Genomic DNA, 15,385 nt, shown 5'->3' with positions numbered 1-15,385 from the left:
TTGACTATATATGGTCAAAGCTTTTTGTTGACGGTTAACATTGTAAGCGTTATCATTAAGGTGTTAACAGTACATACAAAGGGGAGAGAGTGTATGTTAGTTCAAACGATATTTGGAATGGATGAAACTAAAAAATTAGGTAACTATGTGAATGCGTTGCAAGCACTTTGTGAACAATATGATATTGAAACAGATCGCATCGCAATTATCGAGGCGACAGAAGAATATTATTTATTTTTAGTAAAGCAAGAAGATTGCTATGATGTTGTAAAAGTAGAAACGGTGGATACGAATATTGATTACTATACGAAAGCTTATAAAGTAAGTAGCTTTAATCATACTTCTTATCAAATGTAAAAAACTCCCGAAATGGGAGTTTTTTTATGATGCTTTCGATTCAGGTGAATGATCCGTTAATGGCACTGTTTTTGCACCACTTAATTTTGCGATAGCAAAACCGATAATAGCCCCAACTAATGCTGGTACTAACCAGCCAATTCCTTCATTATATAATGGAATAAACTCAAAATAAGATGTGATAAATGAAACAGGAATATTCCCTTGTTTTAATCCGTCAAAAACGCTAACAACTGCTGTTCCGATTAAAGCACATACATAAACAGATCGATAGCCACCGAAATATTTATGAAGTAATGATAATAACACGAGTACAATTGCAACTGGATATACAACAAGTAAAATAGGAACAGAGATTGCGATAATTTTTGTTAACCCTAGATTGGCAACTAATAATCCTAACAAGCAAATGACACTTGCAAATATTTTGTATGAAAATTTTGTCAATAATGTTGAGAAGTATTGACTGCATGCAGATACAAGTCCAACGCATGTTGTTAAGCAAGCAAGTGTAACGATAAGAGATAACAGAATTAGACCATATGGACCGAATAATTGTTGTACGATAGCGGTAAGTAGCTGTCCTCCATTTTTTGCGTATCCGAGAGAGACACTAGTTGTACCGAGCCAGCCAAGTGCACCATATACAAGTACGAGACCAGTAGCGGCAATAAGTCCTGCTTTTGCTGTTGCGATGGCAATTGATTTACGATCACTCACACCTTTTGAGCGAATTGCATTTACAACGATAATCCCAAATGCAAGTGCTGAAATGGTATCCATCGTTAAGTATCCTTCCATAAAACCTTTGAAGATTGGAGAAGTTTGATACTCTTGCATTGCTGGTCCAGATTGCCCGAGGGGTGTAAATACACTCTTAACGAATAATAAAAAAATAGAGAGTAATAAAATAGGTGTTAATACACTTCCGATACGATCGACGAGCTTAGAAGGGTTTAAACTAAGCCAAAATACGATAGAAAAGAAGATGACTGTGTATAAAAATAGCACTAGGCTGCTAGAGCGAATAGTTTCTGGTAAGAAAGAACTAACCCCCATTTCATAAGCGACATTAGCAACACGTGGAATGCCCATAGATGGACCAATTGCAATGTATACAACTACTGTAAAGAAAATTCCGAATAATGGGTGAACATGACTTGCAAGTTGCTGCATTCCATTTCCTGATAAAGAAATAGCGATAACAGTAAGTAACGGTAAACCAACTCCTGTTAGTAAAAAGCCAATCATCGCTGGCCAAAAGTTTTCACCAGCATTTTGTCCAAGCATTGGAGGGAAAATTAAATTTCCTGCCCCAAAAAATAAAGAAAATAGCATAAGGCCTGTGAAAAAAACATGTTTTTTTGATACAGTGTTCATTGTTTTTCCTCCTTTTTGTAAATTCATTGTAAGAACACAAAAAACTCGTCCCTAAAGAAAGGGACGAGTTATATTTACCCGCGATACCACCCTAATTTATACATGTAGAAATGAATCTATATGCATACGGCTTTGCAACGTACAACATGATACGTGTTCCTTGTAACGGGGGACATCCGGTAAGAACTTACTTCAGCATTCGGTTCTACTTCTCGGAGATGATTTTCGGTTAAGCACTGAACGTTGGCTTTCAGCAAATCGCCAACTCTCTGGGGAACAGTCCTATAACGTACTCGTTCTCGTCAATGAATTTTTATTCAAGTATTCTGACAGTATTTTCACACGTTTTTTTTAGAAAGTCAATATATTTTTTGGGAAATATATTTTCCTGTAGAAATATAGCTGAGAATATAAGGTTGAATGCTGTTTGTAAAAATGCTGTAAAACATTATAGGGAATTGTAAAGTTTATGGAGAAAATCGATATTTATAGGAGTAAAGAAGGTATTGTTAGAATTTACAGAGAATAATACAACAATCCACTTGCTGGAAAGAACAAACCAAAAGAGGTGACTGAAATGCTTGCGATGGGAGTATTATTTGGCATTATTGCTATAATTGGTTTTATGTGGTTATATTATTCGCGTTCGTTTAAACAAGCAGAAGTTTTACTCTTTCAAAAAGGTAGTTTGTTGACAAATCAGTCTAGATATTTAGTATGTCCGAAGTGTGGAAGTGCACAGGCCAGGAGTGGAGGATATCAAGAGTGTTGCAAAATTAGATTATGAAAGAAGGAAGCCTCACATTATTTTGTGAGGCTTCCTTCCTTACAATTTCATGGCGCTCCAAATGGTCCAACGATCTCTTTCGATAATAGGAGAGACGTTTTGCAATGCTGTTTGGATATGAAGTAGAAGTTGAGAAAGTTCATGATCTGTTAATTCATATAGAATGGATCGTCCAGTTCGGGGGGATAAATCTTGCAGCAATGCTTCTACAGAATTATGTGTTTTTCGTACTTCCCATTGTGTTTGTATGGGGAACGCTTGAAGAGAATATTGTTGTAATTCTTGCTGTATAGTAGTGGTTTTTGGTCTTCTTTTTGATTCTATTTCAATGAGTTTTGGAAATACAGAGAAAAAGTATCCACGAATGTGATCAGGGCTTCCTGGAATTGTACAATCTTCAATAGTTCGGTCTTGTAAAATAAGTATACCGTCTTTTTTTAATATGCGAGAAGCCTCTCGTATAAAAATAGGAATATCTTGTAAGTGATGAATGACGGCACGCGAAATGATCAGGTCGAATGTTTCGTTAGGGTATGGAATGTTGTGCGCATCACCGTGAATGAATGAAATGTTTGGGAAGCCTTTACAGTTTTCTTTTGCAGCTTGTAATATTTCTTTTGAAAAATCAAGCCCAACAACACTTTTGGCTCCCATAAGAGCAAGTTCTTTCGTATAAATGCCGCCACCACAACCTATATCAATTACTTGTTTATTTTGCACATCTACAATATTGTTTATTGTTTCCTGCCATGAAATATGTGCGTTACGACTTGCATACGTATACCTATTATTTGCATCATGAAAATTAATGGACATTGTAAAATCCTCCCTTCAGTGTATAGTATAGCTCATTCTATATAATGTAACATTTTTGTTTTATGTATGAGGATCATAAGAATTTCTTATTGGAAAAGGAGAATCGATTTGAAAGGGAAGTATTTAATTTTTTTATGTGTTATTTTACTCGCGTCGTGTGGTCAAGCCGAGGAAAAGAAAGAATCGAAACAAGTAGAGGAGACAGTGAATGAAGTGAAAGAACCATTACAAGTAACTGTTATACAAAAAGGTACAGAAGAAAAAAAATTAAAGAAAATGGATGCGGAGTTAGTGGTGGATATTATAAACAAAGCAGAAAAACAAGAAGTAACAGGTAGCTTTGGCGAACCAGAATATGAAATACAAATTAGTAGAGATGGGAAAATAGAAACGTATTATGCATGGTTAAGAGGAGAAGATCGACGGGGATGGGTGCAATATAAAAAAGCTATGTATATGCTGAATGAAAAAGATACGGAAAAACTTTTGGCTATATTTCCAAAAATTCCAGAACAAAAAGAAGATGAGATGCAGGTAGGGCCTTTAACGGAAGTAACGAAAAAAGATTGGCAGATTACCGCGTTTCATATTAAAGCGGGTGATCAAAAAATGAATTATACAGTACGATATACGATTTCACAATCACTATATAATAAGTTAGCGAAGGAACAAGAATATTATTTGCAATTGATTTTCCCTGAAAAGGTTCAAAAATTAATTGGAGCGAAAGAAAGTGAAATAATTCCAGCTGAAAAAGTAAAGGAAGGGTATAAACAGTATGAATTGAAGGTTACTGTTCCCATAAAAGATGCTTCAGAATCACAATTAAAAGCACTAGAAAGCTATTATGATAATTACGATTTACAAATATTAAATAGTAAGAAAGAAAAAGTAGGAGCATTTCGAAACATTATTCAAATTGTTAAAGAGTATGGTGAAAAAATGAATTTACAAAGATAAAGTGAAACTTTAATCAGTGGGGGGCATCCCCTACTGATTATTAGCTTTTACTAATCGAGATAAATGTGAATCGTGAAGCCTATATAGATTTTCCTAGGAAATGATAAGAGAGGGGAAAGACTCCCCTCTCTATTACTTTGCTTTTGCAGATGGCTCACTCATTGATTTTCGTGTAATAAGAAAAGAAATCATAAGAGCGGAAAGAATGATAAGAGCAATAAATAAGTGATTTGGCAACAAATCTAATAATAATACGTAGCTAACGGTATAAAAAATAAGAGTTGAAGCTAAAAACGATAGAGCGCCTATCATAAGAGATTGTAATTTCATTTGTATATACCTCCTTTCATTTATATTTTTGGCTAAAAATGGATGTAATAAACATTATTTCTAACAATAGAAAAAAATATGTCATAATAAAGACAAGAATAAGTTTTGATGAGTGTAAATGACTCAGTAAAGCGAGATAAAGGAGAGGAATATGAAAAATAATAAAAAAGGGTTATGGGGAATTATCGTTGCAATAGGATTATTTTTACTGTCTAAGTTAAAGTGGGTATTTGCCATTTTTAAGTTAGCAAAATTTTCAACAGTATTTAGTATGTTTTTATCGCTTGGTGCATACGCAGTCATATATGGTTGGAAGTTTGGGGTAGCACTCGTTTATTTGTTGTTTGTACATGAGATGGGGCATTTATGGGCAGCTAGAAGAAAAGGTATACCAACATCGCCAGCAATCTTCATACCATTTATGGGAGCTCTTATTGGGATGAAAGAGATGCCGAAAAATGCAAAAGATGAAGCTTACATTGCATATATGGGACCTCTTTTCGGATTACTTTCATTTTTACCCGCAATCCCACTTTATATAATAACGAAAGAGCCGTTTTGGGCGCTGATTATTTTACTTGGAAGTATGATTAATTTCTTTAACTTAATTCCAGTTTCTCCGTTAGATGGTGGACGAATAATTTCAGTTGTAAGTACGAAAATTTGGGGAGCAGGGCTAGTTGTACTACTTGGATATTCTATTTACTTCAAAAGTATTTTAGGTGGATTTATTGTTATTATCGGTTGTATGGAATTGTATAGAGTAATAAAGAGAGAGGAACCGATTAAGGAATTAGGATATAAAATCGATGGAATGAAAGAATATGTTGCTAGGCTTGAAGAGGAATTAAAAGAAACTGGTGCGGTGCATCGAACGATTTATATGATTCATCATGAGATGAATGTATTAAGACAAAGAGAGCGTGAGAAAGAATTAAAAACAGGAGAAATTCAAAAAATCGAAGTGCTAGAGTACCTTTTACCAAAGTTTGAGCCACTTGATTATGTCCCATATGAAGATGAAAAAGATGAGTATACAATTCATATAAGAGAAGCATTTGAAGTGTCGGAAAGAAAATTAAATGAATGGGAAATAGAAAAGGAACAACAAGAAAATTATTATAAAGTTGATACGAAAACAAAATGGACAGTTTTTGCTTGTTATATCGGATTAATGGCTATACTCGGTTATACAGCTTATGAAGGTTATATTGTTTTACAAGAGCATTTGCCAAAGAGAAATTTGTAGGAAAATAGTGTCGAAATGACAAGAAGAATTTAAACAGGAATTACATTTCTGCGAGAGAATGTTACAAGTGTAACAGTACATTGTAATATTCATAGTAGAAAAGGAGTTCTGTATATGAAGAAATTGTTAAGTGTATTGGTAACTATTACTGTAATGGCAATAGCGAGCTATAGTCTTATGAAAGTACTATTGTATTATGCGAATAAGTCTGCTGGAGTAAATACAGTAGCACAAATAGAAGATGTGCAAGAGAAGAAGAAGCCACTTGAATTTGTTCGTACGACACATGAAAGTTATAATAATTTCTTGAACTATGGTAAGGCAGAGAAATATACAGATGGGGATTGGAAACATTTTAAACAATGGTTTCAAGAGCAAGAACCTTCATTAAAAAATATACATAAAGAAATAAAAAATGAAAAAATAAAACGTGATGTGAATAGAAGTTATGAAATTGTAAAAAAAGGTGTGGAGCTTCAGAATATTGAGTATGTAGTCTATGCTCATCGCGTATATCATGACTTGGATATACTTGTGAATAAATATAAAGGTGAAACGAATGTGTGGGGGTATACCGAGTTTGGAGATGGGCAGAATATACAAGTAATTGAACAAGCAATACAAACGAAGTAGTAGGCTAGCTAGAATTCTAGTTAGCTTTTTTTTGAGCACTATTAATGATGGCTAATTAAAATTTACTTAATATGTGCATTGTTCATATATTTTTCACAAAAACACCATGTTAATAGTGATTAAAATCACAATATGTATTATACAATTCAGTTAAACTAAAAACAGTTAAAGAAATAGAGGAGTGGGATACAATGTTAAGTGCAAAAACAATTGAAATCGTTAAGTCAACAGTACCATTATTACAGGAAAAAGGCGTTGAAATTACAACGAGATTTTATCAAATTTTATTTTCGGAACATCCGGAGTTATTGAATATTTTCAACCATACGAATCAGAAAAAGGGAAGACAACAACAAGCATTAGCAAATGCGGTTTATGCAGCTGCAATGTACATTGATAATTTAGAGGCTATTATTCCGGTTGTAAAGCAAATCGGTCATAAGCATAGAAGTTTAGGTATTAAAGCAGAGCATTATCCAATAGTAGGCACATGCTTACTACGAGCGATTAAAGAGGTCGCAGGCGCACCTGATGAAGTTTTAAATGCATGGGGAGAAGCGTATGGCGTAATTGCTGATGCATTCATTAGCATTGAAGCGGGTATGTATGAAGAAGCTGCAGATAAAGAAGGTGGATGGAAAGATTTCCGCAACTTTGTGATTGTTAAAAAAGTGAAGGAAAGCGATGTTATTACATCATTTTATTTAAAACCTGAAGATGGCGGGAAAGTTTCATCATTCATCCCGGGACAATATGTAACGATTCAAATAAATATTGAAGGTGAAACATATACGCATAATCGTCAATATAGCTTATCTGATGCTCCTGGAAAAGAATACTATCGCATTAGTGTAAAGAAAGAAAAAGGTGTAGATACACCAGATGGTAAAGTATCTAATTACTTACATGAGCATGTAGGGGAAGGAGATGCCTTATCAGTAAGTGCACCAGCGGGAGATTTCGTATTAAATATGGATTCAACATTACCAGTTGTACTAATTAGTGGTGGAGTAGGTATTACACCAATGATGAGTATGCTAAATACGTTAATTGAACAAAATTCAAAACGTAATGTATGTTTTGTTCATGCAGCGATCAATAGTAATACACATGCAATGAAAGAACACGTTGAGACAATAGATAATGAATACGAACAAGTTAAAGCATACACTTGCTATTCGGCACCGACTGAAAAAGATCTGGAAATGAAAAACTTTGATAAAGAAGGTTTCATTGACGCTGAATGGTTACAAACCATTATTCCAACAATTGAAGCAGAATTTTATTTCTGTGGCCCAGTACCATTTATGAAGCATATAAATGCTGCATTAATTGATTTGGGTGTTAAACAAGAGAACATTCATTATGAATTTTTCGGTCCCGCAGCAAGCTTACAATAGATTAACATTACTAAACAAAAAACGAGGTATTATTTTACCTCGTTTTTTGCTTGTTCCCTTAATAAGCGATTTACTGTTTCGCGGCGTACACCTATGAGCTGACCAATTTCAGTTTGTGTTAATATTTCATAAATAGGAATGTCACCTAAATATAAGGTGAACCACTCTTGTAAACGATGAAGGCGCTCTTTAGGAGAGACAGTTGTCAATTGATCGATACGCTGTTGCATCATTCTTAATTTCGATTGTAATTGCATAGCGATATTTTCATAAGATGCAGGATTTGCCCGGAGTTGATCGTACCATTCATTGCTAAGTATAGGCTCAACTTCTGTTTTCATTAAAGCGATAGCGGTACCGTGATATTCCTTCGGTGAAATTAAAGAATGGTGAGGTATCGTTTCACCAGGAACGATAATATTAAATAAAAATGGTGTTCCGTCTGCTTCTAACCGAATAACTTTTAATAAACCTGTTTTTATAAAATATAATGGACCGTCCTCACCTTGACGGAATAATACATCTCCCTTATGTAGAATCAATGTTAGCCCCCCATTAAAACATTTCTATTTCTTATATTTTAGCGTATATGTATAAAGACAATATGCTTTTTAAACAGCAATTTCATTGACGAAATGTATGCTATTACAGTAGTATACTATTTAGTGTGTAATAGTACTAGCAATGAATACGCTGTAGGGGGTTTAGTATATTGTTAGATGCGATGAAGATGACGGATATGAGAATTCCAGCGAATGCTACCATTCATGTAGAAGAGATGAAAGGTGGAGTCGTTTTATCCGTTGAAATAGACGGCCAAATTATTTATACGATGGCTTATGATGAAGAAACAGATAGTTATGCTGAATTATATGATCGAAATGATAAGAGGGCGTGCCAAGTACATGAAGACTTTATGGGATGGTCACTTCTTCACTAAAAAGATGTCAATACGACATCTTTTTTTATTGAATCGATAGATTATACAAAGAAATGAAATATAAGGATAAAATTTGTAATAAATGATTTTGCATTGTTAGCACTTTGTAACTGCATGCGACCTTTTTTTTCGCTATCATAAAGATAACAGTCGTAGCTATAGGAGTGATCAACTTGAAGAAAGTACATATTTCAAATTTTATGTTATTAAGTGTTTGTTTAGTTTTATTTGTTCTCCTAGGAGCCTTTTTATATTCATGTGTATAAGAAAAAACGCATTCTAGAAAGAACGCGTTATAAAAATGAAGTAATGATTAATCTAGTTCCAAGAATAATTAATGTGATACGTAATAAATTAATTACGGCATTACCGCTTAATTTTGTGTTAATATAAGCCCCGATTTTTCCGCCAACCCATGCACCAGGAATAAGAATTAATGCATAAGCCCAGCTGACATTTCCTAGAGAGATGTGAGTTAAAGAACTTACAATTGCTGAGAGAAATACGATAAACATTGAAGTTGCTACAGCAATGTGTGCTGGGAACGCAAAAAGGAGCATCATTGCTGGCACAAGTAAGGCACCACCACCGATTCCAAATAATCCGGATATAAATCCAACTATAAAGGCAATAAAGATAGCGAGAAATGGTGGAAATTGATAGTCTACAGTATTTCCTTCGTTATCTGTAAAAGATCGCTTAATTACAGTCATATTTGATAGGGAAAGAGGTTTCAATTTGTCTCGTAGTATAAGAAGAATGGAGACGAATATAAGAAAAATCCCAAAGTATAAAGAAAATGTATCTTGGTTTAAAAATTTGTTTGCCCATGCTCCGATAATACCACCAGGGCCACTCCCGATAAATAAAATAAGTCCACTTTTATAATCTACCCGTTTATGCTTCATATAAGTAAGGGTAGAAGCCAGCCCTGTAAAAACGACTGTTACCATAGAAGTTCCTACTGCGAGCTGTGGTGATAAACTGTGTAATCCAATTAATAACGGAACGATAATAATTCCGCCCCCAAGCCCTACTAGGCTCCCGACTGTCCCGGCGATTAGTCCGATGAAAAGTAACATGGTGTATTCCAAAATTGCCAACTCCTCTATATAACTTATCCACCAATCATTATACACGCTTTTTAATAAGAAATAGGCTTGTTCACAAAAAAGTCGTCTTCCTAGAAAAATAAGGAAGACGACTTTTAATTAAAAGATTAAGTGTAATAAGGAGTAAAATAACGCAGCTAAAGAAGCTGAAATTGGAAGTGTAATAACCCATGTAATTAACATGCGTTTTGCAGTTCCCCATTTTACACCTTTCACACGATGAGAAGCACCAACCCCTAAAATAGAAGAAGAGATAACGTGCGTCGTACTAACCGGTAAGTGAATGAATGTTGCACCGAAAATAACAAGTGATGATGATAAATCGGCAGCTACACCATTTACAGGACGAATTTTCATAATTTGTCCACCGACAGTTTTAATAATTTTCCATCCACCGACAGAAGTACCAAGACCCATTGCGATTGCACAACATAATTGTACCCAGAACGGAATGTCGTCAGAAGTATGATAGTTATTGGCCATAAGAGCCATCGTAATGATTCCCATTGCTTTTTGCGCATCATTCGTACCATGCGTATAAGCTTGTAATGCTGCAGTGAAAATCTGGAATATACGGAAGTTTTTGTTCGTTTTCGTTAAGTTAAAGTTTTTAAAGACTACTTTAAAAATACTGTATACGATATAACCAATAACAAAAGCGATAATCGGTGAAATGATTAAAGCTTCAAGAATTTTAATGAATCCTTTAAAGTTTAATGAGCTAATACCGGCAGCAGCAATTGCTGCACCAGCGATTGCGCCAATGATTGCATGCGAAGAACTACTTGGGATACCGTAGTACCAAGTAATTAAGTTCCAAGCTATTGCCGCAAGCAAAGCAGCTAAAATTACAAGGGAACCATTTTGCAAAGCAAATGGGTCAACGATATCTTTTGTAATCGTTTTTGCTACACCTGTAAATGTCATCGCACCTAAAAAGTTCATAATAGCTGCCATAACAATTGCATGTCTAGGCTTTAGAGCTTTCGTTGAAACAGCCGTTGCAATAGCGTTTGCTGTATCGTGAAATCCATTGATAAAGTCAAAAGCTAAAGCGCAAATGACTACTAAAACGGTCAGTATCAAGAGTGTATCCATGATCAAACTCCTTACGCGTTCTTCATAATGATTGTTTCTAATACGTTTGCAACGCTTTGGCAGCTATCTGCTACTTCTTCAAGCTCTTCGTAAATCTCTTTGTATTGAATAATCTTAATCGGATCTTTTTCACGAGAGAATAAGTGCTTAATCGCATGACGGCGAATATCATCACATTGTGATTCGTAATCCTTAATCTTAATCGCGTTCGTACGAATGTCGACTAATTTCTTTTTAGACAGTAGTTCAACAGAGTTTGCAATTTCAATTGCACATTGATTAATTGCTTCTACGAATTTAATCATGTATTCATCAGCTTCTGTAATAGAATACATTTCGAATAGACCAGCACTATGATCTAATCCGTCTAATACATCATCCATACTCATTGCAAGTTGTAGGATGTCTTCACGTTCAATAGGAGTGATAAACGCTTTGTTTAACTCCATAATGATTTCGTGAATGAATGAGTCACCTTTTGACTCATAATCTTTCATGCGCATAGAAAACTCTTTTAAATCGCTAGCATTTTTAATTTTATACTCCACGAAAAACTGCGCGCCTTCTTTTAAATTTTCGGAAACATTCATTAACATTTCAGAAAATTTATCTTTTTTTGATTTAAAGACCATTATTAGTTACCCCCACAAAAGTAATATATGTAAAATATATTGGCTAGTCAATTCTAACAAAAAACTGTCGTTTTTTAAAACATTTTATCGAAAAGTTTACAAAAACTTAACATAACTCACATTGTTGTATTAATAATATTAATACTAATGGTGAATATCTTACTTGTAGAATGTCCTTTTCTTGTAAAAAGTATGAATGTGAAAGAAAAGCTTTACACTATAGGAAAGACTACGTTATTATAATAAATTTAAAAGGAGGTATATTCTTCCTTTTAAAAAGAAGCGTGTAAACAAACGAAGGAAGTGAACGAATGAAATTGAAGAACACTCACTTTAAAAAAACGCTTGAGTGGTTCAATCAGAGGAAAAAACTACGCAATTCATTAATTGTATTGGGAAGTTTGCTCGTTACTCTATTTATTGCTGTAAATATAATAATTTCCATTCAAGATATATCTGAATTAAAACAAGCTGTGCCACAACCGACTTTAATTTATGATGCAAATAATGAAGTTGCGACTAAATTAGCTTCTTCTAAAACAGAAGGGGTCAAAAGGAAAGACATTCCTGATATTATGGTTCAAGCAATTGTTGCAGTAGAAGATAAGGAATTTTTTAGTCATCATGGCATTTACTATAGTGGAATCATAAGCGCTGTATTTAAGAACATTACAGCTGGTGAAGTTGTGGCTGGTGGTAGTACAATTACGCAACAACTTGCAAAAAATGTATTTTTAACACAAGATCGCACATACTCACGTAAAATAAAGGAATATTTTTTAACAAAAAAAATAGAGCGTACTTATTCAAAAGATGAAATTATAGAAATGTATATGAATCAAATTTATTTTGGTGAAGGTGCTTGGGGGATAAAAAGAGCAGCTAAATCTTATTTTGATAAAGAGGTAAAAGACTTAACAATTTCAGAAGCTGCAACGATTGCAGGATTAATTAAAGCGCCATCTGCGTATTCGCCGTATAAAAACTTTAATAAATCCATTGAAAGACGTAATGTCGTATTAGGTTTAATGAAGGAACAAGGATATATTTCTGAAGAACAATATAATCAGGAGAAAGAATCAGGTCTTGTATTACGACGTGGTGTTGACGATAAATATAAGGGGAAATATTCTCAATACGTAGATTATATTATTAGAGAAGCGATGGACAAGTATGAATTAACACAAAATGAAATTTTAGCAGGTGGTTATCGTATTTATACGGAACTTGACCCGAAAAAACAACAAGCGGTTGAAGATGTTGTGAATAATGATAGTTATTTTAAAGATAGTGGTTCAGATCAGCTTATGCAAACTGGAGTGGTCCTTATGAATCCCAAAACTGGCGGTGTTCCAGCTTTAGTTGGAGGTAGAGGTCCATATCAATTTTTACAGTTTAATCATGCAACACAATTAAAAAGGCAGCCCGGTTCAACGTTAAAGCCTCTTGCAGTGTATGTACCAGCGTTAGAGCAAGGATATGAAGTATACGATGTTTTAAAAGATGAACCATTTAATATTAAAGAATATGCACCACAAAATAGTGATCATACGTTCCATGGTAATGTGACGATGTATGAAGCAGTGGCAAAGTCATATAATGTTTCAGCAGTTTGGCTATTAGAGCAAATTGGATTAGATAAAGGATTGAAATCTTTAGAGCGGTTTGGTATTCCATTAGAGCCTGAAGATCGTACGTATCCGATTGCTTTAGGCGGTATGCATGTAGGGACTTCTCCATTTGTAATGGCTCAAGCGTATAGCACATTGGCAAATGATGGTGTCCAAGTAGAAGCTCATGCTATTAGAGAAATCCAAAATGCTGAAGGGGAAACAATTGGAAAATGGTACAAGAAAGAAACTCGTGTGACGAACGAGAAAGTTGCCCAAAAGATGACATACTTATTAAAAGGTGTTATTGAAAGGGGAACGGGTGAAAAAGCGAAAGTTAATAATATCGATACCGCAGGCAAGACGGGGACTACCCAGCTTGTAAATGGACCAAGTACTGGTGCGAAGGATTCGTGGTTTGTTGGATACACGCCGGATTTAGTAGGTGCGATTTGGGTAGGGTATGATAAAACAGATAGTGAGCATTATGTGCCAGGAGGCAGCCAAATTACAACGACAATGTTCCGGGACATTATGAGGAAAGCGAATGTAAATCCAGCTCAAAAGGCATTTCAGTTATCACTAATACCTGAGGCGGATTATACAAAGCAATTAAAAATGATTGAGGAAGAAAAACGAAGAAAAGAAGAAGAGAAAAAACGAAAAGAAGAGGAACAACAAAGAAAAAAAGAGCAACAAGAGTGGTTTGACAAAGTGAAAGAGTGGATTCCATCATTTTGGTAAAAGAAAGAGGCGAATAACGAAATTCGCCTCTTTTTCGTATGGAAAATAAAGTGGAACTTTAATCGGTGGAAATCTTTGTATACCTTTACTAGTTATTAGTACATATCAATTGGAATAAATGATATTACTCGTTAAGTATAATGTTCGTACTGCCAAAGGATTGAGAATCGTATGTGACGATTACTGTACCTTTACTAATAGGTTCGTAAGGTAATTCTTCTTCATAATTACCATTATTTTTATTGTGAATAGAAAGTGTGATTTCATCAATTTCTTTATTTGTATACTGATCTTTAATCGTTTCAGCAATTTGAAGTAGCGCTTCGTAACTAGAAGCTTCTGTAATAAGCATTCCTTTTATAACCTTTTTTTCATTTTGTGTGGAAGAGGAATAAGGGATGTCATTTTGTTTTGTATACAGAAGTTCGTATGGAACTGTTTTTCTTTCTGCTTTTGAAATGTTTGAATATTTTAGAGTTAAAAGAAATCCTATACATAAAATTATGCATACCATAAGAACAAACCAAAAACGTGTCAGTGATATAATTCTCATTATCATCCCTCTTTCATGTCTTTGTCTTCACTATTTATCATACAAAAAGAGAATTAAGCTAAAGTAAATTTGAAGTAAAGAAACGTAAAGAAGGAGTACTTATCCTCCAAAATAAGTACTCCTTTTTATTAAAAGAGAGATTTAACATACAATCAAAATAATACAAATTACTATAAATCAAATATTCTTGGTCTTTCAAAAATAAGATAAAAACTAAAAGTTAGTAAATTCGGAAGACTGATAGTGTAGCTGTTGTGTCACCAGTGTTAGGAATAGAAATAGTATTTGCTGTAGGTTGTACAGCAATTGTTGTACCAGCTTGTAAAGTAACAATTGTAGAGAAAGAAACAGCACTACCGATAACGTTAGTTGAAAAATTACGAGTAGGTGGTTGACCGTTGAATGAAATACCGAACCCAAATGGTGAAGAACCTGGGAAGGTTGTAGATGCTGAGAAACTAATATCGTATACTCCTGTTTCTAGAACAGTTAAAGTATCTGAAGTGTCGTTAAAAGTTATATTATTTAATTCGAAAACTTGATTGAATTGGATGTTTGTTCCAGGAGATATAGTTTGTGGATTAGAATTTCCTATTGCTGCTATAGTTACAGGGATTGGTGTGCCCGCCGGTCCAGTAGCGCCGGTAGCACCACGAAGTCCTTGAGGTCCAGTAGCGCCAGTAGCACCACGAGGTCCTTGAGGTCCAGTAGCGCCGGTAGCACCACGAAGTCCTTGAGGTCCAGTAGCACCGGTAGCGCCAGTAGCACCACGAAGTCCTTGAGG

Annotated in this window: 17 protein-coding genes and 1 other annotated feature; of the genes, 8 read left to right on the top strand and 9 right to left on the bottom strand. The window is 34.6% G+C overall.

Annotated elements, in window-relative coordinates; translation table 11 throughout:
* Complete coding sequence (locus tag BAU23_RS19165; protein ID WP_016129009.1) at positions 1-357, top strand: DUF3992 domain-containing protein; 357 nt, start codon at positions 1-3, stop codon at positions 355-357.
* A 24-nt stretch (positions 358-381) separates the two neighbouring features.
* Here BAU23_RS19165 and brnQ3 read toward each other — a convergent pair whose 3' ends face one another.
* Positions 382-1,737 carry a branched-chain amino acid transport system II carrier protein BrnQ3 gene (gene brnQ3, locus BAU23_RS19160; RefSeq protein WP_016129010.1) on the bottom strand — a complete coding sequence of 452 codons (1,356 nt, stop codon included), beginning with the start codon at positions 1,735-1,737 and terminating at the stop codon, positions 382-384.
* A 56-nt stretch (positions 1,738-1,793) separates the two neighbouring features.
* Positions 1,794-2,052 (bottom strand) — a binding site (T-box leader).
* Between the two features lie 262 nt (positions 2,053-2,314).
* Here brnQ3 and BAU23_RS19155 point away from each other — a divergent pair.
* Positions 2,315-2,524, top strand: a complete 210-nt coding sequence (locus BAU23_RS19155; protein ID WP_000880630.1) for a hypothetical protein — start codon at positions 2,315-2,317, stop codon at positions 2,522-2,524.
* Positions 2,525-2,563: 39 nt separating this feature from the next.
* Here the strand turns inward: BAU23_RS19155 and BAU23_RS19150 are convergent, their stop codons facing one another.
* A complete protein-coding gene (locus tag BAU23_RS19150; RefSeq protein ID WP_000026271.1) occupies positions 2,564-3,340 on the bottom strand; it encodes a class I SAM-dependent methyltransferase in 777 nt (258 codons plus the stop codon).
* Between the two features lie 108 nt (positions 3,341-3,448).
* On the opposite strand from BAU23_RS19150, the gene BAU23_RS19145 reads away from it, so the two are divergent.
* Positions 3,449-4,300 (top strand): YhfM domain-containing protein, encoded by an 852-nt coding sequence (locus tag BAU23_RS19145; protein WP_000677048.1) that lies wholly within the window; start codon positions 3,449-3,451, stop codon positions 4,298-4,300.
* A gap of 132 nt (positions 4,301-4,432) precedes the next feature.
* On the opposite strand, the gene BAU23_RS19140 is transcribed toward BAU23_RS19145, so the two are convergent.
* Positions 4,433-4,630: a hypothetical protein gene (locus BAU23_RS19140; protein ID WP_000776286.1), complete on the bottom strand. Its 198-nt coding sequence runs from the start codon at positions 4,628-4,630 to the stop codon at positions 4,433-4,435.
* A gap of 151 nt (positions 4,631-4,781) precedes the next feature.
* Between BAU23_RS19140 and BAU23_RS19135 the strand changes: the two genes are divergently transcribed.
* From BAU23_RS19135 to hmpA, 3 genes are all read left to right on the top strand, one after another.
* Positions 4,782-5,879, top strand: coding sequence for a site-2 protease family protein (locus BAU23_RS19135; protein WP_000794484.1), 1,098 nt, complete (start codon positions 4,782-4,784; stop codon positions 5,877-5,879).
* 114 nt (positions 5,880-5,993) lie between these two features.
* Entirely contained in the window at positions 5,994-6,512 is a 519-nt protein-coding gene (locus BAU23_RS19130) for a hypothetical protein (RefSeq protein ID WP_000735541.1), read from the top strand.
* Positions 6,513-6,703: 191 nt separating this feature from the next.
* Positions 6,704-7,912, top strand: coding sequence for an NO-inducible flavohemoprotein (gene hmpA, locus BAU23_RS19125; RefSeq protein ID WP_000947328.1), 1,209 nt, complete (start codon positions 6,704-6,706; stop codon positions 7,910-7,912).
* 29 nt (positions 7,913-7,941) lie between these two features.
* Here hmpA and BAU23_RS19120 read toward each other — a convergent pair whose 3' ends face one another.
* Complete coding sequence (locus tag BAU23_RS19120) at positions 7,942-8,454, bottom strand: Crp/Fnr family transcriptional regulator (RefSeq protein ID WP_000600572.1); 513 nt, start codon at positions 8,452-8,454, stop codon at positions 7,942-7,944.
* A gap of 170 nt (positions 8,455-8,624) precedes the next feature.
* Between BAU23_RS19120 and BAU23_RS19115 the strand changes: the two genes are divergently transcribed.
* The gene (locus tag BAU23_RS19115) at positions 8,625-8,852 is read left to right on the top strand and encodes a hypothetical protein (RefSeq protein WP_000883005.1); all 228 of its coding nucleotides are present in this window, start codon (positions 8,625-8,627) and stop codon (positions 8,850-8,852) included.
* Between the two features lie 293 nt (positions 8,853-9,145).
* On the opposite strand, the gene BAU23_RS19110 is transcribed toward BAU23_RS19115, so the two are convergent.
* From BAU23_RS19110 to BAU23_RS19100, 3 genes are all read right to left on the bottom strand, one after another.
* Entirely contained in the window at positions 9,146-9,946 is an 801-nt protein-coding gene (locus BAU23_RS19110) for a sulfite exporter TauE/SafE family protein (protein ID WP_071735026.1), read from the bottom strand.
* A gap of 117 nt (positions 9,947-10,063) precedes the next feature.
* Positions 10,064-11,062, bottom strand: a complete 999-nt coding sequence (locus BAU23_RS19105) for an inorganic phosphate transporter (protein WP_000380280.1) — start codon at positions 11,060-11,062, stop codon at positions 10,064-10,066.
* 11 nt (positions 11,063-11,073) lie between these two features.
* Complete coding sequence (locus tag BAU23_RS19100; RefSeq protein ID WP_000231441.1) at positions 11,074-11,694, bottom strand: DUF47 domain-containing protein; 621 nt, start codon at positions 11,692-11,694, stop codon at positions 11,074-11,076.
* 311 nt (positions 11,695-12,005) lie between these two features.
* Between BAU23_RS19100 and BAU23_RS19095 the strand changes: the two genes are divergently transcribed.
* Positions 12,006-14,048, top strand: a complete 2,043-nt coding sequence (locus BAU23_RS19095) for a transglycosylase domain-containing protein (protein ID WP_000769261.1) — start codon at positions 12,006-12,008, stop codon at positions 14,046-14,048.
* Positions 14,049-14,172: 124 nt separating this feature from the next.
* On the opposite strand, the gene BAU23_RS19090 is transcribed toward BAU23_RS19095, so the two are convergent.
* Both BAU23_RS19090 and BAU23_RS19085 read right to left on the bottom strand, forming a co-directional pair.
* Positions 14,173-14,601: a hypothetical protein gene (locus tag BAU23_RS19090; protein ID WP_001220309.1), complete on the bottom strand. Its 429-nt coding sequence runs from the start codon at positions 14,599-14,601 to the stop codon at positions 14,173-14,175.
* A gap of 220 nt (positions 14,602-14,821) precedes the next feature.
* Positions 14,822-15,385 (bottom strand): Gly-Xaa-Xaa repeat protein (locus BAU23_RS19085; protein WP_131802513.1); only part of this gene is annotated, 564 nt, incomplete at its 5' end.

The organism is Bacillus nitratireducens (assembly GCF_001884135.1).
Classification (GTDB): Bacteria; Bacillota; Bacilli; order Bacillales; family Bacillaceae_G; genus Bacillus_A; species Bacillus_A nitratireducens.
The sequence above is the reverse complement of the archived record's forward strand: the minus strand, read 5'-3'. Positions and strand labels throughout refer to the sequence as shown.

What these genes read in the sequence shown, in the direction of transcription:
- BAU23_RS19100 (WP_000231441.1), bottom strand. Translation starts at nt 11,694, where the DNA reads ATGGTCTTTAAATCAAAAAAAGATAAATTTTCTGAAATGTTAATGAAT.
- BAU23_RS19155 (WP_000880630.1), top strand. Translation starts at nt 2,315, where the DNA reads ATGCTTGCGATGGGAGTATTATTTGGCATTATTGCTATAATTGGTTTT.
- brnQ3 (WP_016129010.1), bottom strand. Translation starts at nt 1,737, where the DNA reads ATGAACACTGTATCAAAAAAACATGTTTTTTTCACAGGCCTTATGCTA.
- BAU23_RS19130 (WP_000735541.1), top strand. Translation starts at nt 5,994, where the DNA reads ATGAAGAAATTGTTAAGTGTATTGGTAACTATTACTGTAATGGCAATA.
- BAU23_RS19140 (WP_000776286.1), bottom strand. Translation starts at nt 4,630, where the DNA reads ATGAAATTACAATCTCTTATGATAGGCGCTCTATCGTTTTTAGCTTCA.
- BAU23_RS19150 (WP_000026271.1), bottom strand. Translation starts at nt 3,340, where the DNA reads ATGTCCATTAATTTTCATGATGCAAATAATAGGTATACGTATGCAAGT.
- hmpA (WP_000947328.1), top strand. Translation starts at nt 6,704, where the DNA reads ATGTTAAGTGCAAAAACAATTGAAATCGTTAAGTCAACAGTACCATTA.
- BAU23_RS19095 (WP_000769261.1), top strand. Translation starts at nt 12,006, where the DNA reads ATGAAATTGAAGAACACTCACTTTAAAAAAACGCTTGAGTGGTTCAAT.
- BAU23_RS19090 (WP_001220309.1), bottom strand. Translation starts at nt 14,601, where the DNA reads ATGAGAATTATATCACTGACACGTTTTTGGTTTGTTCTTATGGTATGC.
- BAU23_RS19105 (WP_000380280.1), bottom strand. Translation starts at nt 11,062, where the DNA reads ATGGATACACTCTTGATACTGACCGTTTTAGTAGTCATTTGCGCTTTA.
- BAU23_RS19135 (WP_000794484.1), top strand. Translation starts at nt 4,782, where the DNA reads ATGAAAAATAATAAAAAAGGGTTATGGGGAATTATCGTTGCAATAGGA.